15 protein-coding genes and 1 pseudogene are annotated in these 23,432 nt (G+C 72.5%); 6 read left to right on the top strand and 10 right to left on the bottom strand.

What is annotated here, in order from left to right; translation table 11 throughout:
* Positions 1–213 precede the first annotated feature (213 nt).
* A complete protein-coding gene (locus Q5761_RS03015) occupies positions 214–777 on the top strand; it encodes a YceI family protein (protein WP_318751148.1) in 564 nt (187 codons plus the stop codon).
* Between the two features lie 829 nt (positions 778–1,606).
* Here Q5761_RS03015 and asnB read toward each other — a convergent pair.
* Positions 1,607–3,454: an asparagine synthase (glutamine-hydrolyzing) gene (gene asnB, locus Q5761_RS03010; protein ID WP_318751147.1), complete on the bottom strand. Its 1,848-nt coding sequence runs from the start codon at positions 3,452–3,454 to the stop codon at positions 1,607–1,609.
* A 248-nt stretch (positions 3,455–3,702) separates the two neighbouring features.
* Between asnB and Q5761_RS03005 the strand changes: the two genes are divergently transcribed.
* A complete protein-coding gene (locus Q5761_RS03005) occupies positions 3,703–4,377 on the top strand; it encodes a hypothetical protein (RefSeq protein WP_318751146.1) in 675 nt (224 codons plus the stop codon).
* Between the two features lie 195 nt (positions 4,378–4,572).
* Here the strand turns inward: Q5761_RS03005 and Q5761_RS03000 are convergent, their stop codons facing one another.
* From Q5761_RS03000 to Q5761_RS02985, 4 genes and pseudogenes are all read right to left on the bottom strand, one after another.
* Entirely contained in the window at positions 4,573–5,328 is a 756-nt protein-coding gene (locus tag Q5761_RS03000; RefSeq protein WP_135225059.1) for an ANTAR domain-containing response regulator, read from the bottom strand.
* A 398-nt stretch (positions 5,329–5,726) separates the two neighbouring features.
* Entirely contained in the window at positions 5,727–7,061 is a 1,335-nt protein-coding gene (glnA, locus tag Q5761_RS02995; RefSeq protein WP_135225058.1) for a type I glutamate--ammonia ligase, read from the bottom strand.
* 133 nt (positions 7,062–7,194) lie between these two features.
* Positions 7,195–7,530, bottom strand: a complete 336-nt coding sequence (locus Q5761_RS02990) for a MerR family transcriptional regulator (protein WP_243123841.1) — start codon at positions 7,528–7,530, stop codon at positions 7,195–7,197.
* 223 nt (positions 7,531–7,753) lie between these two features.
* Positions 7,754–9,214: pseudogene (locus Q5761_RS02985) on the bottom strand (ISLre2 family transposase).
* Positions 9,215–10,038: 824 nt separating this feature from the next.
* Between Q5761_RS02985 and Q5761_RS02980 the strand changes: the two are divergent.
* Positions 10,039–10,857, top strand: a complete 819-nt coding sequence (locus Q5761_RS02980) for a hypothetical protein (protein ID WP_135225056.1) — start codon at positions 10,039–10,041, stop codon at positions 10,855–10,857.
* A 41-nt stretch (positions 10,858–10,898) separates the two neighbouring features.
* Here the strand turns inward: Q5761_RS02980 and Q5761_RS02975 are convergent, their stop codons facing one another.
* The 4 genes from Q5761_RS02975 to Q5761_RS02960 form a co-directional block, all read right to left on the bottom strand.
* The gene (locus Q5761_RS02975; RefSeq protein WP_135225055.1) at positions 10,899–11,186 is read right to left on the bottom strand and encodes a type II toxin-antitoxin system Phd/YefM family antitoxin; all 288 of its coding nucleotides are present in this window, start codon (positions 11,184–11,186) and stop codon (positions 10,899–10,901) included.
* 193 nt (positions 11,187–11,379) lie between these two features.
* The gene (locus tag Q5761_RS02970; protein ID WP_318751145.1) at positions 11,380–13,533 is read right to left on the bottom strand and encodes a penicillin-binding transpeptidase domain-containing protein; all 2,154 of its coding nucleotides are present in this window, start codon (positions 13,531–13,533) and stop codon (positions 11,380–11,382) included.
* A gap of 241 nt (positions 13,534–13,774) precedes the next feature.
* Entirely contained in the window at positions 13,775–14,995 is a 1,221-nt protein-coding gene (locus Q5761_RS02965) for a mechanosensitive ion channel family protein (protein ID WP_318751144.1), read from the bottom strand.
* Positions 14,996–15,351: 356 nt separating this feature from the next.
* Positions 15,352–17,385 carry an NAD+ synthase gene (locus Q5761_RS02960; RefSeq protein ID WP_318751143.1) on the bottom strand — a complete coding sequence of 678 codons (2,034 nt, stop codon included), beginning with the start codon at positions 17,383–17,385 and terminating at the stop codon, positions 15,352–15,354.
* 265 nt (positions 17,386–17,650) lie between these two features.
* On the opposite strand from Q5761_RS02960, the gene Q5761_RS02955 reads away from it, so the two are divergent.
* Together Q5761_RS02955 and Q5761_RS02950 are read left to right on the top strand one after the other, a co-directional pair.
* Positions 17,651–18,790 carry a DUF871 domain-containing protein gene (locus tag Q5761_RS02955; RefSeq protein WP_318751142.1) on the top strand — a complete coding sequence of 380 codons (1,140 nt, stop codon included), beginning with the start codon at positions 17,651–17,653 and terminating at the stop codon, positions 18,788–18,790.
* A gap of 194 nt (positions 18,791–18,984) precedes the next feature.
* Positions 18,985–20,067 (top strand): class II aldolase/adducin family protein, encoded by a 1,083-nt coding sequence (locus tag Q5761_RS02950; RefSeq protein WP_135225050.1) that lies wholly within the window; start codon positions 18,985–18,987, stop codon positions 20,065–20,067.
* Positions 20,068–20,103: 36 nt separating this feature from the next.
* On the opposite strand, the gene Q5761_RS02945 is transcribed toward Q5761_RS02950, so the two are convergent.
* Complete coding sequence (locus Q5761_RS02945) at positions 20,104–21,702, bottom strand: IS200/IS605 family accessory protein TnpB-related protein (protein ID WP_318751141.1); 1,599 nt, start codon at positions 21,700–21,702, stop codon at positions 20,104–20,106.
* Between the two features lie 326 nt (positions 21,703–22,028).
* Between Q5761_RS02945 and Q5761_RS02940 the strand changes: the two genes are divergently transcribed.
* On the top strand, positions 22,029–23,279 hold the full coding sequence (locus Q5761_RS02940) for a zinc-dependent alcohol dehydrogenase (protein ID WP_318751140.1): 1,251 nt from the start codon (positions 22,029–22,031) through the stop codon (positions 23,277–23,279).
* The last annotated feature ends 153 nt before the right edge of the window (positions 23,280–23,432 follow it).

The following is a 23,432-nucleotide window of genomic DNA, read 5'->3' as shown; positions in this document are numbered from 1 at the left end:
CCGGCGGACGGGCGCGAGACGACCAGGGGAAGCGAGGGTCGGCGAGGCGGCGGCCGACGGTCGCCGGGTCGGGGCGCGGGGACGCGGCTTGCAAGCCCTTCGACCAATCCGATGGTACCACGGCCGTTGACACTCCGGAAAGTGGCACTATACGATAGAGCTGCTTGTTTTAAGTAAGTTACGGACCCACCCGTACGAAGGAGGTCGGGAGTCGTGGCCGAGGCGGCGACGGCGACGCGGTGGACCATCGACGCGTCCCACAGCACCGTGGAGTTCGCGGTCCGGCACATGATGATCTCCACGGTCAAGGGGCACTTCGGCAAGATCGAGGGCTACCTCGAGGCGCCGGACATCACGGACCTCAGCAAGGGCGCCAAGCTGGAGGCCCGCATCGACGCCTCCACCGTCGACACCCGGGAGCCCCAGCGGGACGAGCACCTGCGGTCCGCGGAGTTCTTCGACGTGGCCAACTACCCCACCATCGAGTTCCGCAGCACCCGCATCGAGAAGACCGGGGCGAACCGCTACAAGGTCACCGGGGATCTCACCATCCGCGGGGTCACCAAGGAGGTCACCTGGGACCTGACCTACGAGGGCGGCGGCAAGGACCCCTGGGGCAACGAGCGGGCCGCCTTCCACGCCGAGACCCAGGTCAACCGCAAGGACTTCGGTCTGAAGTGGAACATGCTGCTGGAGTCGGGCGGCGTCCTGGTGGGCGACGAGGTGCGGGTCACCGTCGACGTCCAGCTGGTGAAGCAGGGGCAGGGCCAGGCCTGAGCCACATGACCGCCGACCGGCGCGCCTCCGGTGCCGGTGGGGCGGACCGGAGCCGCCGGCCGCGGCGGGCGCAGCGGCTTCGCTCCGCACCCCGGACCCAGGCGCCGCCCCGGCGCCGGACGAACGCAGCCCGCGGGGGCGGCCCGGCAATGCCCGGGCCGCCCCCGCGGCGTCCTCTGCGGCGTGCCGGCCTCTCGCCGCGTCTCGCCCCGCGCGCCGCGCCCACCGCACCCCGACACCCCCACCTCACCGCAGCCCGACGCGCCCCCGCACCGCAGCCCGACGCGCTACCCCGGTGCAACCCGACGCCCCAGCCCAGGGCCACCCGACGCCGCACCCCGGTGCGGCCCGATGCCGCACCCCACGCGAACCCGACGCCCCACCCCACCCGACCGCAACCCGACACCCCACCCCACCGCAGCCCGGCGCCCCACCGCACCGCAGCCCGACGCGCCACCCCGGTGCAACCCGACACCCCAGCCCAGGGCGACCCGACGCACCACCCCGGCGCAGCACGCTCGGCGCCCCGGCTGGTTCGTCCGCAGCCACGCGCCCAACGCGGTTGTGGACGCCCCTGCCGCCACCGGGCTGCCCCGGGACCGCGCCGGTCCCCCTCCCCCGCCGTCCCGGCGCCCCCTTGCTGCGGGCGCCCCACGGAGCGGCAGCGCCATCCACCTTCAACGTGCTCGGCGGGAGTGCCGTCGACCCTGGACGGTCTCATCGGACGCGCCGCCGACCAGGCTCGCCCCCTGCGGGGCACCCGCCACCTTGGGCGGCGTCCGCCAGCGCGCCTCCGCCCTGGACACCCGCACCGCCGCCCTGGACACCGTCAGACCTCGACCCGCACCCTGTACTTCCGCAGCCACAGGTCCACCTGGGCCAGGTAGGCCAGCATCTGGGGTCGGCGCATCAGCTGACCGAACCAGGGGAGGTCGAACTCCCCCTCCGCCTCCACCAGCTCCCGCACCGCTCCCTCGTCGATCAGCGGGCGCAGGGGGGAGTGCGGGTCGGCGAGGATCGATCGCACCCATTGGCCCACGGCCGCCAGGTACGCGGGGTTGAACGTCTTGGGGTACGGGCTCTTCTTCCGCCAGAGGACTGCGTCGGGCAGGACCCCGGCCAGGGCGTGACGCAAGAGCCCCTTCTCCCGACCGCCCATGGTCTTGAGCGCCCATGGCACGTTCCACACGTACTCCACCAGGCGGTGGTCGCAGAAGGGCACCCGCACCTCGAGGCCCACCGCCATGCTCATGCGGTCGTTGCGGTCGAGCAGCACCGGCATCCACCGCGTCAGGGTGAGGTAGGCGATCTCCCGGCGCCGGGCGGCGGCCGGTTCCTCCCCCTCGAGGCGCGGCACCTCGGCCAGGGCCTGGCGGTAGCGGTCGGCCAGGTACTCCCCCGGGCGCAGCCGCTCCCGCAGCGCCGGGTGCAGCACCGCGAGGCGGGCGTCCAGCTTCAGCGACCAGGGGAAGGTGTCGGCCCGCAGGGCGTCGTCCCGGAAGAACCAGGGGTAGCCGCAGAAGACCTCGTCGGCGCACTCGCCGGAGAGGGCGACGGTGACGTCGCGCCGGATCGCCTCGCAGAAGAGCAGCAGCGAGGCGTCGATGTCCGCCATGCCGGGCAGGTCGCGGGCGGTCACCGCCCGGGCCAGCGCCTCGACCAGGGCCGCGGTGGAGAGGCGCACCACCCGGTGCCGGGTGCCCAGGGTGCGGACCATCAGGTCCACGTAGGGCGCGTCGGCCTCGGGCTGGAAGTCGTTGGGCTGGAAGAACCGGTCGTTGCCCTCGTAGTCCACGGAGAAGGTGCGCAGCGGGGCCTCTCGCCCCGCCTCCGCCAAGGCCCGGGCGGCCAGGGCGGTGACGGCGCTGGAGTCGAGGCCGCCCGACAGCAGCGTCCCCAGCGGGACGTCGGACACCAGCTGGCGCCGGACGGCGTCGGCGAGGAGGTCGCGGACAGTGGCCACCGTGGTGGCGGGGTCGTCGGTGTGGGGCCGGCTCTCCAGCCGCCAGTAGTGGACCTGGCGCAGGCCTTGGCGGTCGCAGACCAGGTAGTGGCCGGGCAGCAGCTCCCGGATGCCGCGGAAGATCCCGTGCCCCGGGGTCCGGGCCGGCCCCAGGGCGAAGATCTCCAGAAGCCCCTCGGCGTCCACCACGGGCTCCACCTCGGGGTGGGCCAGCAGGGCCTTGAGCTCGGAGGCGAACAGCAGCGTGCCGCCGCGGACCTGGTAGAAGAGCGGCTTGATCCCGAACCGGTCGCGGGCCAGGAAGAGCCGCTGGGCCCGTTCGTCCCAGACGGCGAAGGCGAAGATGCCGTTGAGGCGCTCGGGCGCCCGCTCCCCCCAGGCCATGTAGGCGGCCAGCACCACCTCGGTGTCGGACCGGGTGGTGAAGCGGTGGCCCAGGGCCTCCAGCTCGCACCGCAGCTCGGCGGCGTTGTAGAGCTCCCCGTTATACGCCAGGACGAACCGGTCCCCGCCCCGCTCCCGCACCATGGGCTGGACGCCGCCCACCGGGTCGATGACGATCAGCCGCCGCTGGCCCAGGGCGGCATGGCGGGTGACCCAGTGCCCGCTCTCGTCGGGACCGCGGCACGCGAGGGTCTCCGTCATCGCCTCGAGCACGGACACCTCCCGCGTCAGGTCTCGTTCCCAGTCGATCCATCCCGCGATGCCGCACATGGGTGTCCGACCTCCTCCCGTGGGCGGCTGCCCATCGGCGCTGGGGCATCGTACGCGGGAGGCACCCCCGCCGGTGTCTGTCCAACCCCGGAGGACGGCCTGCGGCCCACCACCGGTCGAGGATGGTCAACTCTTTCGTCAAGGGTTGGTCAGGCTCGACCGTTGACGATGGGCCCGGTCCCCGACTACGTTGAGAAGCGAAGGCGGTCGGGCGGCGGGCCCGATGCGCCGCACGCTCACAACTCCACATGCGGACGACGGCGTCCCAAGGGGGCAACGGGGCCCATTCGCAGCCGCAGCCGGTTTGCGGATGGGCCCCTTTCCTTTGCCTTGGCATCGCGGTTCCGTCCCGATCCGGTTCCACCAAGGCCGACGTCTGGTCCATGTTGAACGGCGTGCTGGCGGGGCTGGTGGCCATCACCGCCTCCTGCGCCTTCGTCAAACCGTGGGCGGCCGTGATCGTCGGGGCCGTGGCCGGGGTGTTGATGGTCTTCGCGATCCGGTGGACCGAGCGGGTCCTGAAGGTCGACGATCCCGTGGGTGCCTTTTCCGTCCACGGCATCAGCGGGATCTGGGGCACCCTCTCGACGGGCCTGTTCGCCGCCCCCGATCTGGTCGACCAGGTTGGTATGGGCCAACCGGGACTGCTCTACGGCGCCGGACTCCACCAGCTGGGGGTTCAAGCCCTTGGCGTCACCGTCTCCTTGGCGTACGTGTTGGCGGCGGCTTGGTTGACCTTCGTGCTCGTGGACAAGGCGGTGGGCCTGCGCCTCTCCCGGCAGGACGAACGAATCGGCCTTGACATCAGCGAACACGGCCTGCCCGCCTATCCCGAGCTGCTCCCGTCGGCGGAGCCCGGGATCTCGGCCCCTGCGCAGCGGGCAACCCGGCCCACCTCGGCACAACCGACGGTCCAGACCTGAGTCGCGCCGGGCGCTGGAGCAACCCGGAGACGAGGCGCAGGCCACGGGCCCCGCCCCGCCAACCAGGCCCCCGAACGAACGCGCAGGGCGCGCACCTCGTGGTGCGCGCCCTGCGCTGCCGGGGTTGACCGGACCGCCGCCCGCCCACGGGCGCTCCTCCCCCGGGTCGTTTCCGTTCCGCCGGTCTTGTCCGGATCACGTCCGTTCCACCTGCCCAGGCCGGGAGCCCCGACCGGGGCGTCGCCGCCTCCCACCTGTCGCCGGCCCGTGGTGGTCGCGCGGCCGGACGGGCCGCGGGGACGGCTCGTCCCGTTCCTGGTTGCCGCCGGCCCCCTCCCCCACGGGCGCGGAGGGTCCCCCCAAGGGCCCGAGGCTCGCGAACTCAATGATGCTCTGGGCGATCTCCCGCAGGGGCTTGCGCTGGCGCATGGCCGTGTCCCGCAGCCGCTTGTAGGCCTCCGACTCCGCCAGGTCGAACCGGTCCATCAGGATCCCCTTGGCCCGCTCGATCACCTTGCGGTCTTCCAGCCTGCGGGCGGCCTCGGCCACCTCCCGAAGGGCCGCCTCCAGGCGGGCTGCGGCCGCCAGGAGGCTTCGGGCGACCGCCACCACCTGCCACCGGGGCGCGGTGGCGGGCAAGACCGCCCACAAGGGCCAGTCCTCCGAGCCCAGGTGCTGCCACAGGCCGGCCGGTTCGTCCCCGGCCGCGCCGTAGAACCAGAGCACCGGGCGGCCGGTGAGGCGCCCCAACGTGCGGGTCCGCTCCGCCGGGCGGTCGATCCCGTCGAGCCAGAGGACGTAGAGGTCCGCCGGGTGGCGAGCCAGCCAATCGTCGGAGGGCCAGCCCACGTGCAGCAGGATGGGCCACCCCGTCTCCACCAGAGAACGGGGCAATCGGGCCCCCTCTTGCGCCGGATCGAAACCCAGGGCGACGATCTGCGGCTGGCTCACCCGCCATCCCCGCCTCGCTGCATCCGCCTGCCTACCCGCCGCCGACGTGACGCCCGCCACCATCCCCGCGGCGACGGGCGAACCCGACCGCCGGCATCGGCGGCGGCTGCTTGCACGCCGCTCCCCTGCGCCGACGCCCGGCACCGTGGTCTCGCTGGCTCCATCATACCGCCTGCCCCCGTGCCATGGGGGCGGGACGGCAAGACGCGTGCCGGAGGAAGGTCGGCGGCTTGGCGTGGTCGGCCACCGCGGTGCCATCCCGACCACCGACGCCCCCGTGGAAAGAAGCGCCCCCGGGCGTCTCGCATCGCCCGGGGACGACCGATCCGCGCAGATCCGCACGGATCCCCGCCGGCTCTGCACCGGATCCGCAGCGGATCCGCCCACCGCCGACCCCCTCAATACTTCGCCAGGTATTCCTGCAGCTCCCACGGCGAGATCTGGGTGCGGTAGACGTCCCACTCGATCTTCTTCGCCTCCAGGTAGCGGGAGGCCACGTGGCTGCCCAGCGCCTCCAGGATCAGCGGGTCCTGCTCCAGGGCCCGGATCGCCTCGGCCAGCGAGCCCGGCAGGCTGGCGATGCCGAGTTCTTCCCGTTCGGCCTCGGACATGTGGTAGATGTTGCCCTCCACGGGATCGGGCGGCGTCAGGCGCCGCTTGATGCCGTCGAGACCCGCCTTCAGGATTACCGCCAGCGCCAGGTACGGGTTGCACGAGGGATCGGGCGAGCGCAGCTCGATCCGGGTGCTGAGCCCGCGCTTGGCGGGGATGCGGATCATCGGGCTGCGGTTGCGGTACGACCAGGCCACGTACACCGGCGCCTCGTACCCCGGCACCAGCCGCTTGTAGGAGTTGACCAGCGGGTTGGTCACCGCCGTGATGGCCCGGGCATGCTCCATGATGCCGGCGATGTACTGCTTGCACACGTCGCTCAGCCGGTCCGGCGTGGTGGGGTCGTAGAAGGCGTTCTCCTCGCCCCGGAACAGGGACTGGTGCAGGTGCATGCCCGAGCCGGCCTCACCATGAAGGGGCTTGGGCATGAAGGTGGCGTGCAGGCCGTGTTGCAGGGCGATGGTCCGGACCACACTGCGGAAGGTGGCGATGTTGTCCGCGGTGGTCACGGCGTCGGCGTACTTGAAGTCGACCTCGTGCTGGGAGGGCGCCACCTCGTGGTGGGCGGCCTCGATCTCGAAGCCCATCTCCTGCAGCGTCAGGACGATCTCCGCCCGCACCTCCTCGCCCTTGTCCACCGGCGCCAGGTCGAAGTAGCCGGCGTGGTCCAGGGTCACGGGCCGCCCCTGCTCCGCCGACGGCCGTTCGAACAGGAAGAACTCGGGCTCGGGGCCCACGTTCATCACGTAGCCCATCTCCGCGGCTTCGGCCACCACGCGCTTCAGCACGTACCGCGGATCGCCCTCGAAGGGCGTGCCGTCCGGGTTGTAGACGTCGCAGATGAGGCGCGCCGTGCGCCGCCCCTCCCGGGTCTTCCACGGCAGGATGACGAAGGTCGCCGGGTCGGGCCGCAGGTACATGTCCGACTCCTCGATGCGGACGAACCCCTCGATGGACGAACCGTCGAACATCAGCTCGCCGGCCAGCGCCTTGTCGATCTGGCTGGCCGGGATCTCCACGTGCTTGACGGTGCCGAGGATATCGGTGAACTGCAGGCTGATGGTGCCGATGTTCATGTCGCGGATGGCGGCCTTGATGTCCTCGGGGCTCAGGTTCTTCAACGCGGTTCCTCCTCTCCGCGAATCTCGACGAGTCTCCGCGAACCGACGAACGTTCCCGGGAGCGCGGTCCGGGTCGCGCGGTGACGCCTGGTGGCGGGTCGGGTGAGCGGCAACGCAGGCGGCACCGGCTTCGTCACCGGCCCGGTCCCTCGCTCCAGCGGTTGCCGGTGGCCGGTCCCCCGCTGGCCTGGGCCACCCCGAGCGGGCGTCGGCATCCGGGACCGTCGACCCGCCCTCCGTGTCGATCCCCCCCTGCGCCCAGGGCATCCCCTGCGCCCAGCAAGACGCGCATGGTGTGGACGTTGTGCCCCTGCTGCAGGAGCCAGCGGATGCGCCGCAGCTGCCGGATGTCCTCGGCCGTCAGCAGGCGCTGCCCGGACGGGCCGCGGGCCAGGCGGATCAGGCCCCGGGCCTCGTAGTACCGGATCTGGCGCTGGGTCAAACCCGTCAGCCGCTCCGCGACGGCCATGGTGTACACGGCCTTCACCTCCTCAAACGACAAAGCCCCTGCAGGACGAACCTGCAGGGGCGCCGTTGCCCTCTTCTCCGCCGCCACGCCGTTGTGGCAGCCGCGCTGCATCCCGATGCAGCTTGATGCAACTATATGCGACCAAGGGGGCCCTGTCAACGGGCGTGGGCGGCCTGGACTGCATCAAGCTTCGGTAGGTGGATCCCCCCGACCCATGTTCCGGTCACGCCACAGAAAGGCCGGCCAGATGCCGCAGCGCCTTCACCCACTCGCGGTCCGCATGGGGTCCGTAGAGCGCCGGGATCCGCACCCGCAGCCACTGGGCGACATCCTCCACGTCGCTCCGGCTCAGGCGCTGCCCGAACAGCCGGCCTTGCGGGGTCGGGGCCACCGGTGGCGCCTGGCGGCGCTGCCAGACCGGACGCGCGTAGCGATCGAGCTCCCCGTTCGCTCGAGCCGCCAACAGCCGGGCCAGGTGCCGAGCCCCTCGCTCGCTCCACGCGGCCCCGCGCCGCTTCATTCGCCGGGCCAGCACGTGGTAGTTCTCCGCCTCGATCGCACCGAGCCGCCGCGCGTTCGCGTCGGCCACGATGCCGTCCCAGTGGTTCTTCAAGTACTGCTTCAGTTCTTGGACGCGGTCGCGCGCTTCACCCCGCGCCCGCCGGCGAGCCGCATCCAGGATCGTCTACACCTCGCGCCACGGCTTCCCCTCGGCCAGGGCCGCCGCCAGCTGCCGGTGGGCTTCCGCGTCGTGCTGCAGTCCCCGCCGCATGGCCCGTTTCAGGTGGAACGGATCGAGGCGATACGAAGCCTGTGGGAGGTACTCAAGGGCCTTGCGGATCCACGGCGCCCCGTCCCCACCCACCGTGCACTGTTCCACCCGGGCCCAGTCCCACTCCGCCGCAAAGGCCGCCAGCGCCTCCTCGATGGACGCCGTCCCTTCGCCCACGGCCACGTGCACCCGCCGGTTCTTCAGCACCGTCCGCCCCCGCGCGTCCGTCGCCTTGCCCTCATACGCCAGCGCATGCATCAGCGCAATCCGCTCTTTCTGCCCATCCGGCCCGCGCCGCCGGCCCCGCACCAACAGCTCGTCAAACTCCAAGTCGACGGCGGCCGCCGGCCGGCTCCCGGGCGGGATCTCGCCCCGCTCAAACACCGCCTCCCGCTGCGCCTTCGCCGCTTCGTCCGCTCGGGCCCCGGCCGCCTGCACATCCGCCCACAAGGCCATGGCGCTCAGCCGCACGGCCCCGCAGCTCACCCGCTCCAGCCAGTCCGCTGCCGCCGCAAACGGCACTTGGGTGCACAGCTGAATCCCGAACTCCTGCACCAGCGGCGAGTATCGCTGCCGCGGCGCCAGCCCGAGCACTTCATCCAGCAAGAACCGCCGTGCGCCGCTCGGCCGCTCCTGGTAATACCGTCGTTCCCACTGGATCTCACCCACCCACGTGATCAGGCTCCGCGGTTGCTGATTGACGCACTTCAGTTGCCGCCGGTCCCGCTGCTCCATCAGCTGCCGGTCCAGCGCCTCCAAAGCCGTGACCAACAGTTGCCGCGCGGCCTCCTGCGCCCCTCGGACCACGGCCACCTCCAGCGCTCGAAAGTCCGGAGCCTCCCACAGGGCCTTTTCCACAACCCGAGCAAGCTGCAGGGTGATCTCCCCGATGCGGCGAATCACGTCCTTCATGGAGAGGCCTCACCTCCATCCTTGGCCAGAAGGATCGGCTGTCCCGTTTGGGACAACCTGGTGAGGTCTCTCCTTCGCTTTTCCCCCACCAGCACCTACCGAAACTTTAGACAGTCGGCGGCCTGTCCGTGTCACGTTCGGGTAGGGTGCCCCCGCGGAACGACGTCGTCAACCCCTTGGTGGGCCCCGACGTGCGTCTAGATCGCGGAACACCTGAACCCAGGGTCTGTCCGCATGGGGTCCGACAAGCGCCGGGGTGCGGCCACGCAGGCAACGGGCCGGGTCTTCCTGAAGCTGGCGAACGACTTGGGCCACGGCCTTTCGTGTCGCCCGTCGTACGGAGGACGAAACTCGCAAGCGAGGCCGTAACGCATGACGCCAAAGCGGGTGGGGAGCAACGCGGCGAAGGCCCTGGGCGAGCTTGTAGGCGCCGCACTGACCGTCTCGTCGAGGCTGACGGTGGTTGGCGCCACCCGCCTCCTGGTGCCAGCAGCACCGGCGCCGCGTCTGCGAGGCCCTGCCGGCCGCCCAAGGGTGGTGCTCGTGCGGCCGGCAAGCAATGCCGCTCCGGCTGGGCCAACACGACCAGGAAAGGCGCCGGCGGGCGCCACGCCTGGAAGGGCGGGCGGAGTAAACGAGACCGGCCCTGCAGGCCGATGGGCCGCACAAAGGGGGCACACCATGGCGTTGCCGCCGCCGAAGCTGGCGGTCCTGGGTGGCCCTTCGGCACAAAGCGAAGGCCCCGGGAGGGAAGTCCGGAGAGGGGTTGAAACCACCGCATGAGCGCCTGTTGGGTTCATCGTCTCTACGATTGGAGGGGCGCCATGAGCGTTTGGGACCGCATTGTCCATGCGTACCGGGCGCTGCAGACCGAGGTCGCCAGGGCGGCCGAACGCCAGCGGCGATTGAACGAATTTCGCAAGGTGGTGGCCGCCGCGGTGGCCGACGGCGTCGTCACCCTGGACGAGTTCGACGCGCTCCGCGAGGCCCAGCGGCAGCTGGGGCTGACTGACGCGGACGTACAGGCTATCCGCGGGGAGGTCATCCGGCAGGCGCTACAGGCCGCGACAGAGGACAAGCGACTCAGTCCCGAGGAGGAGCGCTCACTGCAGCAGCTGGCGGAATACTTCGATTTGCCTGCCGACCAGATCCCGGCGAACCGCGAGCAGCTCGATCGATACCGTCTCCTCTACCAACTCGAGCACGAGCCGCTGCCCGTAGTCATGGTCCCGGGTCTCGTCCTGCGTCGGGGCGAGACGCCGCACTGGTCCGAGCCCGGTGAGCTGTTAGAGGAGCGGGTAATCAACCGGCGGTATGAGGGCGGCTCGTCCGGGTTCTCCTTCCGCATCGCCAAGGGAGTGAGATACCGTGTCGGCGGGCACCGAGGCCGCATCGTCACGGAGACCGGCCTCGTGCCGATCAGCCGCGGTGATCTCGTCCTCACCAACCGGAGGATCGTTTTCAGGGGAGACCGAAGGTCCGTCGCGGCGGAGTGGACGAAGGTGATCGACGTGAGTCTCTACCTCGACGGGATCAAAGTCTCCGTGACGAACCGGGCAAAGCCCGTGTTGATCCGGTTCGCGGATTCGCGCAACGCGGAGATCGTCGGTGTTGTCGTCTCTCGGCTTATAAACGAGGCCTGATTCGGCCGCTGAGCAGGCAATCCACGAGGACACGAGGCGCTTCACCGGCCCCGCTCCCGGCGCGCGGCGCGCACCTCCTCGTCCACCTCGAGCTCGCTCAACCGGTCAAGGCCGCGCTGGGCCGCCCGCTCGCGCATCCGGCTTACCGCCGCCTGCGCCCGGGCCTGGCGCACCGCCCGCAGCGTCTCCTCCAGGTCCTCCTCGCTCGTGCCCACCAGGACGGCCACCGGCGTGCCGTTGATGGTCAGCACGGCCTCCTCACCCTGCCGGAGGGCGCGCCAGAGCTCGCCGGACCGGGACCGCAGCTCGCGCACGGAGACGAAACGCATCCCATGCTCCTCGTCGTAACACTATTGTGCCACGATGGTGTACCAGGCGGAAGCGGAACCGCTGGGACGGCCCTCCCGGCATCCACCCATGGTGCTACCCGGCGGTCGCCGTAGCCGTCTCCCGGCGCCCGGGCGGCAGAGCGTGCGGCCGCGGTAGCGATTCGTCCGGCGGACCGTGGGAGGGGATCGCCTCCTACCGAACGGTGACTCGGTCCGACGGGTCGCGAGCCGTGGCCGGCACCGCTTCGAGGAAGGCCCGCGCCCGCGTCACCGCCGGGTTGGGCGTGCCCTCCTCGGCGGCTCCCTCCTGGCGGACGGCGAAGACCATCAGGAAGCGGACCCGGTCGGACCCGGCGGGAGTCGCCCAGCCGGCGAACCAGCGCCAGCGCGGCGCCCGTTCCCCGCTTCCCACCTGCGCGGTACCCGTCTTGCCCGCGACCGTCCAGCCGCGGGTGGCGGCCAGCGCATGGGCCGTCCCCGTGGGGTCCGCCACCACGCGGCGCAGGGCCTCGCGGATCACCCGGGCCGTCTCCGGACGGATCGCCCCCTCCTTCCAGACGGCCGGCGCGCCCTGGGCGGCGTCCCCGGCCTGGGCCGCGGCCGCGCCCCCCTGCTCCCTCGCCGGGGCCGGTTCGTCCAGGACCAGCCGCGGCCGCACCACGTCGCCGTCGCGCAGGAAGGCGGTGTACATGGCGGCCAACTGGAGCGGGCTGACCTGGACCTGGCCCTGCCCGTAGGCGCTGTCCGCCAGCTGGATCTCCCCCTGGATGCCGCCCTCCCCGGCCACCTGGCCGGGCGGCACCGGCAGGTCGAAGGGGAACTCCTCGCCCAGCCCGAACCGGCCCAGGCCTTGGACGAACCGCTCGACCCCCAGGGCGAGACCCACCCGGGCGAAGTAGACGTTGTCCGACCAGACCAGCGCCCGCAGGAGGTCGACCCGACCCGGCGGGTGGGGCACCCGGCGGACGTGGTAGTCGCCCCAGGAGGCGTCCTTCTGCCAGGCCTCGGGGCTCGGGCCGAAGTCGGTGTCCGGGGCGATGACCCCCGCGTCCAGGGCGACCGCGGCGGTGAAGGGCTTGAAGGCGGACCCGGGCGGCAGCGGCGCCAGGGCCTTGTGATGGAGGGGCGCGTGGGGATCCGCGTTGAGACGCTCCCACTCCGCCGCGGTGATCCCGTCGGCCAGCTGATTGGGATCGAAGGCCGGGCGGCTGGCCATGGCCAACACGTCGCCGCGGGCCGGGTCGAGGACGACGGCGGCCGCCTCGCTGCCGACGCCGCCCCCGCTCCCCTGCCCGGCTCCCGCGCGGCCGGCTCCGCCGTCCAGCGCCCGCTCCAGCGCCTGCTGGACCTCGAGGTCCAGGGTCAGGCGCAGGTCCCGGCCCGGTTGCGGATCCCGCCGGGCGATCTCCGGCCCCTGCGTGCCGTCGGCCCGCTCGATCCAGATGCGACCGCCCCGCTGGCCCCGCAGCGCGTCCTCGCGGGCCCGCTCCAGGCCCTGCTTGCCGATGCGGTCGTGGGCGCCGTAGCCCGCCTGGCGGCGTTCTTCCGTCAGCTCCTCGGCGGTGATGGGGCCCGTGTAGCCCAGGGTGTGGGCCGCCAGCCGGCCGTGGGGATACCAGCGGGCGGTCTCGCGGGTGGAGCTGACGAGCACGCCGGGGATGGCCAGGAGGTCGTCCTCCCGCGCTGCGACCCGGGACGCCGGCCAGGTCACGATGGGGACGAACAGGTCGTCCTCGACCCAGGGCTGTTCCAGCTGCGCCTGCACCGCCTGGGGGTCGATCCCGAGCGCCTCCGCCAGCCGCTCCGCGGAGTCGGGCGCCATCTTCCCGGGTACCAACCCGATGGCCCGGGCCGGTTCGTCCACGGCCAGGGGCTCCCCGTCCCGGTCCAGCAGGCTCCCCCGGCGGGCGGGCAGGCTCTGGGCCCGGACCTTGTCGCCCTCCCGCAGGTCCGGGAAGATCAAGGCGGGCGTCCAGTGCACCCGCCAGCCCTCGTCCTCCCGGACCAGCCGCGCCGTGTACGCCTGGGTGAAGGCGCCGGCCAGGGCCGTCTCCCAGCGGACCTGGAAGGCGAGGGTCACCTCGTCGCCCTCGGGGCGGAAGTCGTCGGGGACGCGGACCTCCGCAGCCAGGCCCGTACGTTCGATCCCCTCCTCGATCCGCCGGTACCGCTCGGTGAAGTCCTGCTCGGGGACGGCCTGACGGCTGGCCTGGTCGAGGAGGGCGTACATCCCCGCGTAGTCCTGGCGTTCCCAGGCGTCCAGGTACTGGCGCAGGACGGCATCCGGCCCCGGCGTCCGGCTGCAACCGACGAGCAACGCGGCCAGGAGGCCGAGGACCACCGCCATCGTGAGGCCGGCACCAGGACGCGATGCCGGTCGACCATGGTGCAAGCCCGGGCGACGGGACTCCTCTCCGATGAGGCGGCCCGGCGCTCCGCCATCCCCTGCCCCGAGGGGCCGCCGGGCCGACATCCCGACCCCCACCCCGATGCCAGGCCGATCCCCCTTGGATCCCGCCACGGCTCCTCCCCCCTGCCGCCGGCGCGGCACCGCTCGCGCCGCGGTCATGCCGTGCCGCCGCTGCCCGTTACCCCTGCTCGGCCGACGGCCGGCGCGCCGACCCGCTGGCCGGTTCCTCCCGCGGCGGAGCCGCCGCCTCGGCCGCCCCCCTGGGTGCCGCGACGAGGTCGGACGCGGTGGCCTTCGCCGGCACCTCCGCCCCCTCCTCCACCACGTGGACCGTCTGGGTAGGGAAGGCGAACGGGATGCCCTCTTCGGCGAAGCGGCGGTAGATGGCCAGGTTGATCGCCTGCTGGATGTCCATGTAGAGCAGGTAGTCCGGGTCCGTGACGAAGTACACGAACTCGAAGATCAGCGCCGAGTCGCCCAGCTGCTTGAGGTGACCCCGATCGAACCGCACGTGGGGTTGGGATTCGATGATCTCGCGCACCATGGCCGGGATGCGCTCCAGCTGCTGGACGGGGGTGCCGTAGGCGACCCTGATGCGGAACTCCACCCGCCGCTCGGTCATCCGCTTCATGTTGCGGATGCGGCTCTTGAGCAGATCGGCGTTGGCGAAGACCACCTCTTCGCCCGTCAGGGCGCGCACCCGCGTGGTCTTGATGCCCACGTGCTGGACGGTGCCGACGAAGTTGTCGACCACGATGAAGTCGCCGACGACGAAGGGCTTGTCCAGCACGATGGACAGCGACGCGAAGAGATCGCCCAGCACGTTCTGCAGCGCCAGGCCGACGGCGATGCCGGCGATGCCAAGCCCCGCCACCAGGGCGGTGATGTCCATCCCCAGCTGGCGCAGCACCACCAGGATGACCAGGGTCCACAGGCCGACGCGGGAGAGCAGCTGGGCGGCCGCCAGGGCGGCGGCGACCTCCTCGTCTTCGCCGCCCCGCTCCTGGAAGGCGCGGCTCAGGAAGAAGCCGATGGCGTAGTTGGCCCAGAGGGCGACCTGCAGGATCAGGGCGATGCCCACGATCTGGCGCAGGCGGAAGGCCAGGGGCTCCGGCAGCGCCAGGACCTGGGACCCGGCCCAGACCGCCAGCACCAGCAGGGTCAGGGTGCCGGTCCGCCGCTGGAGCAGCTCGACCAGGAAGTCGTCCCAGGCCGTGCCGGTGCGGCCCGCCAGCACCGCCAGCCGTGCCGCCAGCCGGTCACGGGCCAGCTTGAGCAAGGCCAGCGTGAGCAGCGCCACGCCCAGCGCCACCAGCCAGCGCCAGACGGGGTTGCCCAGGATGAGCCACCGGGTGAAGGGTGCAGCCGCCAGGGCCAGGAACGCGGTGTCGCCCGTCACGGTTCCACCCCCTGTCCTTCGCTCCCGCGGGAGCGGCCGCGCCCCCACCAGGATCTACGTGCCCGCCCCCCAGGCCATGCCAAGCGCCCATGCCTGGGCCCGACCGCAGGTGCCATCCGCCGCACCCCGTTCGGGCCGGGGTACGCGCCGACCCGGCTCCACGAAGGCCGTCCCCCAAGTCGCCGATCGGGCTCCGCCAAGACCCGCGCCGAAGACGGCGATGGCCCGGTGGCGAGCCGTCCATCCGTCGCGACGAGGGACCGGTCCGTCGTCGCGATGGACCGGTGGGCTGTGCGGCGCCTGCCCCACCGGCGACCCGGCGGGGCGCCTCCCGCGATGGCCCGCCGGCCGCCGGCTCAACGCGCTCCGCCCGCCCCCGCGCCGGGCGCCGGATCGACGCCCGCGGTGCCCCCCGAGCCGCCGGCGCCGCCGGTGCCGCCGGGGCCGCCGGCGCCGGCGGTGCCGCCGGGGACCCGCTCCCGGAAGCCGTTGGTGATGGGGTAGCGCCGGTCACGGCCGAAGGCGCGGGCGGTGACCTTCGGACCCGGCGCCGCCTGGCGGCGCTTGTACTCGCTGCCGCCCACCAGCTGCACCGCCCGGGCCACGGCCCAGGCCGGGTGACCCCGGGCGACCAGGTCCGCCGCGGGCAGGTCCCGCTCCACATAGCCTTCGAGGATCGGGTCCAGCACCGCGTAGGGCGGCAGGCTGTCCTCGTCCCGCTGGCCCGGCCGCAGCTCCGCCGTCGGGGGCCGCTCGAGGACGGATCGCGGGATCACCGGTCCGCCGGGCCGCCCGTTGCGGTAGGCCGCCAGGCGGTAGACCAGGGTCTTCGGCACGTCCTTGAGGGGCGCGAAGCCGCCGGCCATGTCGCCGTAGAGCGTGGCGTAGCCCGTGGCCAGCTCGCTCTTGTTGCCGGTGGCCAGCACCAGGCCGCCGAACTTGTTGGCCAGGGCCATGAGGAGGGTGCCGCGGATCCGCGCCTGCAGGTTCTCCTCGGCCACGTCGAAGGGCCGGTCGCCGAAGAGCGGCGCCAGGGCCTGGCGGAAGGCGGCGAAGATGGCGTCGATGGGGACCACGTGGAAGCCGATGCCCAGGTTGCGGGCCACCGTCTCCGCGTCGCGCAGGCTGGCCGCGGCGGTGAAGGGCGACGGCATCGCGACCCCCGTCACCCGCTGGGGTCCCAGGGCGTCGGCCGCCAGGCAGGCGACCAGGGCCGAGTCGATGCCGCCGCTGAGGCCCAGCCAGGCGCGATCGAACCCGTTCTTGCGGAAGTAGTCGCGCACCGCCAGCACCAGGGCGGCGTAGACCTCCGCCTCGCCCTCGAGGGCCTCGACGCGCCGCGGCGGCAGGGGCGGCTTGGGACCGCGCCGCGCGGCGGCGCCCGCCGCTCCGACCCCCGCCGCCTCGTTCGACCCCGCGGTGGCGGCGGCCGGTCCGCGACCGGGCTGCGCCGGACCGCTGGCGGCGGCCGGCGGGCCGGGTTCGTCCGGACGAACCGGCCCCGCCTGCGGGTCGCGCTGCGATGCGGCGAGGCCATCGCCACCGGCGAGGTCGACCCGTTCGACCCGGGCCGCCTCCTCGGGCGACGGCGGCATGTGCCGCCAGCGGGGCTCGTGCCAGCGGGCGACCGCCGCCTCGGTGGGGTCGTAGTCCCAGACGATCAGGTCTTCGGCGAAGGGGCGGCCGCGGGCCGCCACCTGGCCCGCCGGGGTGACCACCAGGCTGTTGCCGTCGAAGACCAGCTCGTCCTGGCCGCCCACCATGTTGGCGTACACGATGGCGACGCCGAAGTCGGTGGCCCGCGTGACCAGCAGGCTCTCCCGCTCCCGCGGCTTGCCGGCGTGATAGGGCGAGGCGGAGAGGTTCAGCAGCACCTCGGCGCCGCCGGCCAGGGCCTGCTCGCGGACGGGGCCCTGGGGATACCAGAGGTCCTCGCAGATGCTGACCCCCAGGGTCACCCCGTGGAGGCGCAGCACCAGGGCGCGCCGGCCCGGCGCGAAGTACCGCTCCTCGTCGAAGACGCCGTAGTTCGGGAGGAAGCGCTTGCAGGCCACGGCCCGGACCCGCCCCCCCTCCAGCACCGCGGCGGCGTTGTAGAGATCGCGATCCTGGTGGACGAACCCCACCAGGGCCACGGGTCCGTCGGCGAGCCGGGCCGCGAGCCAGTGGAGCCAGCGCCGTCCCTCCGCCAAGAAGGCGGGGCGGAAGAGCAGGTCTTCCGGCGGGTAGCCGGTCAGGGCCAGTTCGGGGAAGACCACCACGTCGGCGCCCGCCCGGGCCGCTTCGGCGGCGAAGGCCTCCACCTTGCGGGCGTTGCCCTCGAGGTCGCCCACGGTGCTGTCGATCTGGGCGATGGCGATCCGGAGGGGACTGGCGGGTGACCCGTTCAACGCGGTTCCTCCCTGCCGGCGCGGCCGCCCCGGCGACGGACGGGATCGGGCGGCCTCCCCGCCCTCCCGTCGCGCCCGGGCGGTTCCGGCGGCGACGCCGGAGCTCGCCTGTAGTGTAGACGTCCCCCGGAGGCGGGTCAATTGGACGGAAGCGGCCGCGGGACGCGGGACCAGGAGAGGCCGCCGGCAGGGCGAAGGTTCCCGGGACGGACCGGGACGGGCCGGCGGTCCCGTGCGCCGTCTTGCAGGCAGAGGAGGTCCCGCGATGGACGAACCGGCCACCGGGCGCACCCTGGGCATCGCCGTCTACCCCGGCTATGGCCCGGAAGGCACGGAGGAGGCGATCGCGCGGCGGATGGAGGAGGCTGCCCGCCGCGGCTACACGGAGGTCTTCACGTCCCTGCACCTGCCCGAGGCGTCGCCCGTCGCCACGGCGGAGAGGCTGGCCCGGCTGGCTGGCCGGGCCCGCTCCCTCGGGCTCCGGCTCTGGGCCGACGTGGCCCCGTCCGCCCTGGCGGCCCTGGGTGCCGCCCCCGACAACCTGGAGCCCCTGGCTTCCCTGGGCCTCAGCGCCCTTCGCGTCGACCACGGCTACGACGCCGCCGCCGTCGCGGCCATGACCCGCAATCCCTACGGCCTGGACGTCGTCGTCAACGCCAGCACCGTGCGCCCGGCAGCGCTGGACCGCATCCTGGCGGCCGGGGCTCGGGCCGAACGGCTGGCGGCGTGCCACAACTTCTACCCGCGGCCGGAGACGGGCCTGAGCATCTGGTGGGTGCACCGCCTCTCCTCGGCGCTGGCGGAGCGGGGGATCCGGGTGGCCGCGTTCGTCCCGTCGCAACACGGCCGCCGCGGCCCCCTGTTCGCCGGCCTGCCGACGGTGGAGCGCCACCGGTCCCTCCCGCCCGACCGGGCAGCGACGGAGCTGTTGGCGCTGGGTTGCATCCACACCCTGTTCTTCGGCGACCCGGGGCCGTCGACCGACGAGATGGAGGCCGTGCGGGCGGTGTGGCGGGGGGACGGCATTCCCTTGCGCGTCCGGCTGCACCGCGACATCACGGCCGTGGAAAGAGCCATCGTGGAGGGCACGGTCCACGCCAACCGCCTAGACGCCGCGGAGGCCGTCGTCCGTTCCACGACCTCGCGCACCTCCGCCGGGTCGGCGACCGCCATTCCGCCCCGACCCGCCGAACCCCGGCCCCGCGGCACCGTCACCGTGGACAACGACCGGTATCTGCGGTACGCCGGCGAGCTCCAGGTGACGCTGCGCGACCTGCCGCCCGACGAGCGGGTCAACGTGGTCGGCTGGGTGCTGGCGGACGACTTGCACCTGCTGGACTTCCTGGGGCCCGGCGCCCGCTTCCGGCTGGTGGTGGACGGGAGGAACCCGGGCCGCCCCTCGTAAAATGTCATGCTGGAGACCGGGACAGACTACCACCGGTGGTCGGAGGGTGCCAGCCGCATCCGGCCGACCGCAGGGCATCGCGACCGTCCCGGGCCTTGATCACGGGCCGGACCCCGGCCCCGGGACCGCGACCTCGCCCCGGCCCGGCGCCGGCTCCAGTGGGCGCGTGCCGAACCGTGAGGGAGGGGGTTCTCATGCGTTATGCGTTGCTGGCGCCGCCGCGGGACGACTTCCTCGGCCGCGTGCTGGCCGGCTTGCGCGGGGTGCTGGACCTCCATGGACACCAGCCCACCGACGCCGACGACCCCGAGCTGGGCCTGGCCATCCAGGTGGCCGATCCGGCCGACCCGCGGCCCTTCCGCCGCCAGTCCCGCGGCACCTTCGTGGTCACCCTGATGGAGGGCGAGCCCGGCGAGAACGTCCTGCAGCGGGCCTACCCCTACCTGGTGCGCACCCTCTCCAACCTGCTGATCTACGTCACCGAGGAGCACGGGCGACGCTGCCTCCACTTCATCACACCGGAGCTGGGCCACTACCAGCTGGCGTACGAGGCCCGCGACGAGGCAGCCTTCTTCGAAGAGGTGTACGAGCGGCTGCGGCCCCTGGCCCAGTCCCGGTTCGTCCTGGACAACGTGTTCGTCCCGGACCTGCCGCGGGAGCTGTGGGACGGCAACGAGACCACCCGCGCCCTGGCCGAGGCGGGCCGGCGCCTGGCGGCGCTGGACCTGTTGCCCGCACCCTTCCCGCTGGAGGAGTACCTCTCGCCCCGGGACCTGCGCCACCTCAAGCTGCTCTACGGCATCGGGGGCTTGAGCTACGGCAACCTGAGCGCCCGGCACGAGGGCAACACCTTCTGGATGAGCGCCAGCGGCATCGACAAGTCGCGGATGGAGGTAATCGGCCGCGACATCCTGCTGGTCAAGGACTACGACCCCGAGCGGCAGGCGATGATCCTCAGCGTGCCCGCCGACCGGGAGCCGCGGCGGGTGTCCGTCGACGCCATCGAACACTGGATGATCTACCGCGAGCACCCCGAGGTGCAGGCGATCATCCACGTCCACGCGTGGATGGACGGCGTCCCGTCCACGGAGGTCAACTATCCGTGCGGGACCTACGAGCTGGCGACCTCGGTGGCGGAACTGGTGCGCCGCTCGCCCGACCCCGCGGCGGCGGTGATCGGGCTGAAGAACCACGGCCTGACCATCACCGGCCGGTCGCTGGACGACATCTTCGAGCGCATCGAGGGTCGCATCCAGCGGCAGGTGCCGATGACCTGACCGTTCCTAAAAAACATAGGCATTTATTACATCCGCCTATGACGCCGGGCGAACAGCGCTCCCGACGATTCGCGCCGGGGGATCGCACCCCGGACCCCAAGCCAGACCATCGCACCCGGGGCCGTGCGGCCTTGAGGCCGCCGGTGCCCGGGTGGATCGGGGTTCCCCCCGGCCTGGGGCGTCCTCGGAGGACCGCTCATAGAGCCGGTGCGCGAGCTTGCCGCGCACCGACGGGGCGATGCGCCGCCAATCGCTCCAGACGTGCCGCCCTCGATTCCTCGCGGGTAGAGGGCGGGCGGTTCCGGAGCGCAAGCGCTCGCCCAAACCAAGGCCCCGGCGGGCAATCGCCACCGCCGCCGCGGCGTGGGGCGACAGTCCGTACCGGGCCATGAACTTGACCTTGCCGATCACGCTGGTGAAGGCCGGGTTGACGCGGATCACTTCCACGCCTTCCCGGGCCGCTCGGGAGAGCAGGAGGGCCATGAATGCGGCGTAGGCAAAGGCGGACAGCATCCGGGCGTAGCGGGGGCCTTCTTCCCGAAGGCGGGTCTTCTTCGCCCGGAAGTCCAGCCGCTCGACGACGATGGGCTTGCCGGCGCCCTTGGCCCATGCCACCAGGTCCGCCACCCCCTCGCCCAGGATGGCCTTCACCTGCTCCCGGCGCTTGCCTTGAATCTGAAACCGGATGTCACGCGCCGCCACCGGGTTGCCGAAGCGGTCGACCTCCGCCACGGCCAGCCGGTCGGGGTTCAGATCGGCGCCAAGGGCGCCAGCCCTCCGCGATGTCGTGATCGGGGCCGCGGGCCGTTCGGTGGTGGCGAAGACATACCACGCGCCGTTTTGCCGGACGAACCGATAGCTGATGGCTCGCCCCGACGCAATGGCCGCCATGATGACATCCTGTCCATAGGGGAAGCGGATGCCGTGCAGCCAAACATACCGCCCAAAGCGGGCGGCCAGGGCGTTGGGCACCCGAAGACGCAACCTGTTGCCAAAGAGCGAGCAGGTCTGGTTGCCGCTCATCTCGTCTTTGGAACCGATGCAGAAGAAGCTTTGGCTCCGGGCATCGCGCCATGCCCTGCGCCATTCGTCGTGGGAAGCGAATCCATTTACTTCAAGGTGGAACTGCCGGTGAAACAAACGCCGGGAACCAAAGCAAATCGGCGGCGATCCCGTCCGGGCTTCCGCCGCTTCAAGGCGGGCGCGCAGCATGGCCAGCCGCCGCTGCTTCTGGTGCAGCCGAAACCGAACCCGGCAGCGCTTTGCAGCCCGTTCTTCGGGGGACAGGGCGGCCCAGCGCCCCTTGCCCGAGGCCAAAGCTTTCGCCTGCTTTTGGAGCTTGGCCATCGCTCGTTCGGTGGATTGAATCTGCCCGCGCAGATGCGCCAGATGGTGCCGATGCGCTTCCTCCGCCGCCTTCACCTTGCCCTTGAGTTCGGTGGCCAGCGCGTTGAAGTGGCGCGCCGTGATGCCGTAGCGGGCAATGTATTCCCGCTTGCATTCGACAAGGGGGCGGTGATGAACATAGACATCGACATACAACCGGCGCAGCAGGCGACCGTACAGGGCGGCGATGGCGTCCAGCGCCGGATAAACCGACTGGTCTTGAATCTTCGTCTGAAAGGTCGCCTGCATGGCCCACGTGTCCTCCCTCGCTCATCATACCAAACGCCTGTTCCATACACCAAAGAGGAACAGGGAAACGGAGGTGAAATGTTTCGCCTACGTCTGATAAGATTTAACGATCGTTTGGTCAGCAGTTACGAACCCTCCACCTCGCGCCCCTTCGCCCGCGGCATCCCCCACCGAGGCCCGGTCGGGATGGAGCGTGGCAGGCTGCCGTGCGAGGGCATGCGGCCGCACGGGGACACAAGGTCGGAGGCCGGAGGGCGGAGGGCGGCCGGAGCCGGCGGGCGGTCGCTGCGCCACCGCGCCGCCTCGACAGGGAGAGGAGGACACAGGTGAAGGCCCTGGTCTACCGGCTGTCGCTGCCCCGGGTGGTGCTGGCCAAGCTCTTGGCCCACCGCTGGCCGTGGCTGGTGTACGGCCCGGCCGGGGCGGTGGCGTACACCGACTGGCCGGATCCGGTGCCGCGGGGCGAGGACTGGGCGGTGGTGGCCCCGCGGCTGGCGGGCCTCTGCGGCTCGGACATCGGCGTGATCGCCGCCCACACCAGCCCCTCCGCCTCGCCCTTCAGCTCCTTCCCCGCGGTGCTGGGCCACGAGGTGGTGGGGGTGATCGCGCAGGGCGGCGCCCGGGTTCCCTGGCCGGCCGGCACGCGGGTGGTGGTCGACCCGTCGATCTCCTGCACCATGCGCGGCCTGCCCCCCTGCCCCCAGTGCCAGCGGGGCTTCCCCTACCTGTGCCAGCGCTGTACCGACGGGACCCTGTCGCCGGGGTTCCTGGTGGGCTTCTGCCGCGACCTGCCGGGGGGATGGGCCCAGCGGATGCTGGCCCACGCCAGCCAGCTCCACCCCGTTCCCGACGGGATGCCGGACGAACGGGCGGTGCTGGTGGAACCCCTCGCCATCGCCGCCCACGGGGTCCTGCGCCGCCCGCCTGCCGCCGGCGCGCGGATCCTGGTGATCGGCGCCGGCACCATCGGGCTGTCCACCGTGGCCGCCCTGCGCCTGCTCGGGTACGATGCCCATGTCACGGTGGCGGCCCGGCACGGCATGCAAGCCCGGCTGGCGCGGGAGCTGGGCGCCAGCCGGGTGGTGTCGCCCGCCGATCTCGGCCGGGCTGCGGCGGAGGCCGGCGCCCGCGCCTTCCGTCCCCTGATCGGCCGCGCCGTCTACCGCGGCGGGTTCGACCTGGTCTACGATTGCGTCGGCACCCGCCGCTCCCTGGACGACGCGCTGCGCCTCGCCCGGGAAGGCGGCACCGTGGTTCTGCTGGGCGCCGCCGGCGAGATCCCGAAGATCGACTGGACCTTCGTCTGGATGCGGGAGCTGGAGGTCGTCGGGGCGGTGGGCTACGGCCTCGAGCGGGTGGGCGGCCGCACCGTCCACACCTTCGACCTGGTCCTGGAGGCCCTGGCGGCGCACCCGGAGCTGCCCGTGGAACGCATGGTCACCCACCGCTTCCCGCTCCACCGCTACCGGGAGGCCCTTCAGGCAGCCCTGGACCGGCGCGCCTCGGGGGCGATCAAGATCGTCTTCACCCCGAACGAGGGCGGAGCGCCGACCGTCTCCACCCCGAGGGACGGCTGAGGGCCGGCCCTGCGATCCGCCGCGGCCAGGGCCATCCGCCGCGGCATGGGGGCCGCCCGCCGCGGCACGGGCGCCTCACATCGACCGCGACGACGTGAGGGAGGCGCACCAGGCGGCATGGGGGCCGCCCGCCGCGGCACGGGCGCCTCGGAA

It is taken from the genome of Thermaerobacter composti (assembly GCF_033582035.1).
GTDB lineage: Bacteria > Bacillota > Sulfobacillia > Thermaerobacterales > Thermaerobacteraceae > Thermaerobacter > Thermaerobacter composti.
The sequence above is the reverse complement of the archived record's forward strand: the minus strand, read 5'-3'. Positions and strand labels throughout refer to the sequence as shown.

Excerpts from the sequence above, each read along its gene's own strand:
- asnB (WP_318751147.1), bottom strand. The coding sequence starts at position 3,454 with ATGTGCGGCATCGCGGGATGGATCGACTGGGAACGAGACCTGACGCGG.
- Q5761_RS03005 (WP_318751146.1), top strand. The coding sequence starts at position 3,703 with ATGCGGACGACGGCGTCCCAAGGGGGCAACGGGGCCCATTCGCAGCCG.
- Q5761_RS02990 (WP_243123841.1), bottom strand. The coding sequence starts at position 7,530 with ATGGCCGTCGCGGAGCGGCTGACGGGTTTGACCCAGCGCCAGATCCGG.
- Q5761_RS02980 (WP_135225056.1), top strand. The coding sequence starts at position 10,039 with ATGAGCGTTTGGGACCGCATTGTCCATGCGTACCGGGCGCTGCAGACC.
- Q5761_RS02975 (WP_135225055.1), bottom strand. The coding sequence starts at position 11,186 with ATGCGTTTCGTCTCCGTGCGCGAGCTGCGGTCCCGGTCCGGCGAGCTC.
- Q5761_RS02970 (WP_318751145.1), bottom strand. The coding sequence starts at position 13,533 with ATGGCGGTGGTCCTCGGCCTCCTGGCCGCGTTGCTCGTCGGTTGCAGC.
- Q5761_RS02955 (WP_318751142.1), top strand. The coding sequence starts at position 17,651 with ATGGACGAACCGGCCACCGGGCGCACCCTGGGCATCGCCGTCTACCCC.
- Q5761_RS02950 (WP_135225050.1), top strand. The coding sequence starts at position 18,985 with ATGCGTTATGCGTTGCTGGCGCCGCCGCGGGACGACTTCCTCGGCCGC.
- Q5761_RS02945 (WP_318751141.1), bottom strand. The coding sequence starts at position 21,702 with ATGCAGGCGACCTTTCAGACGAAGATTCAAGACCAGTCGGTTTATCCG.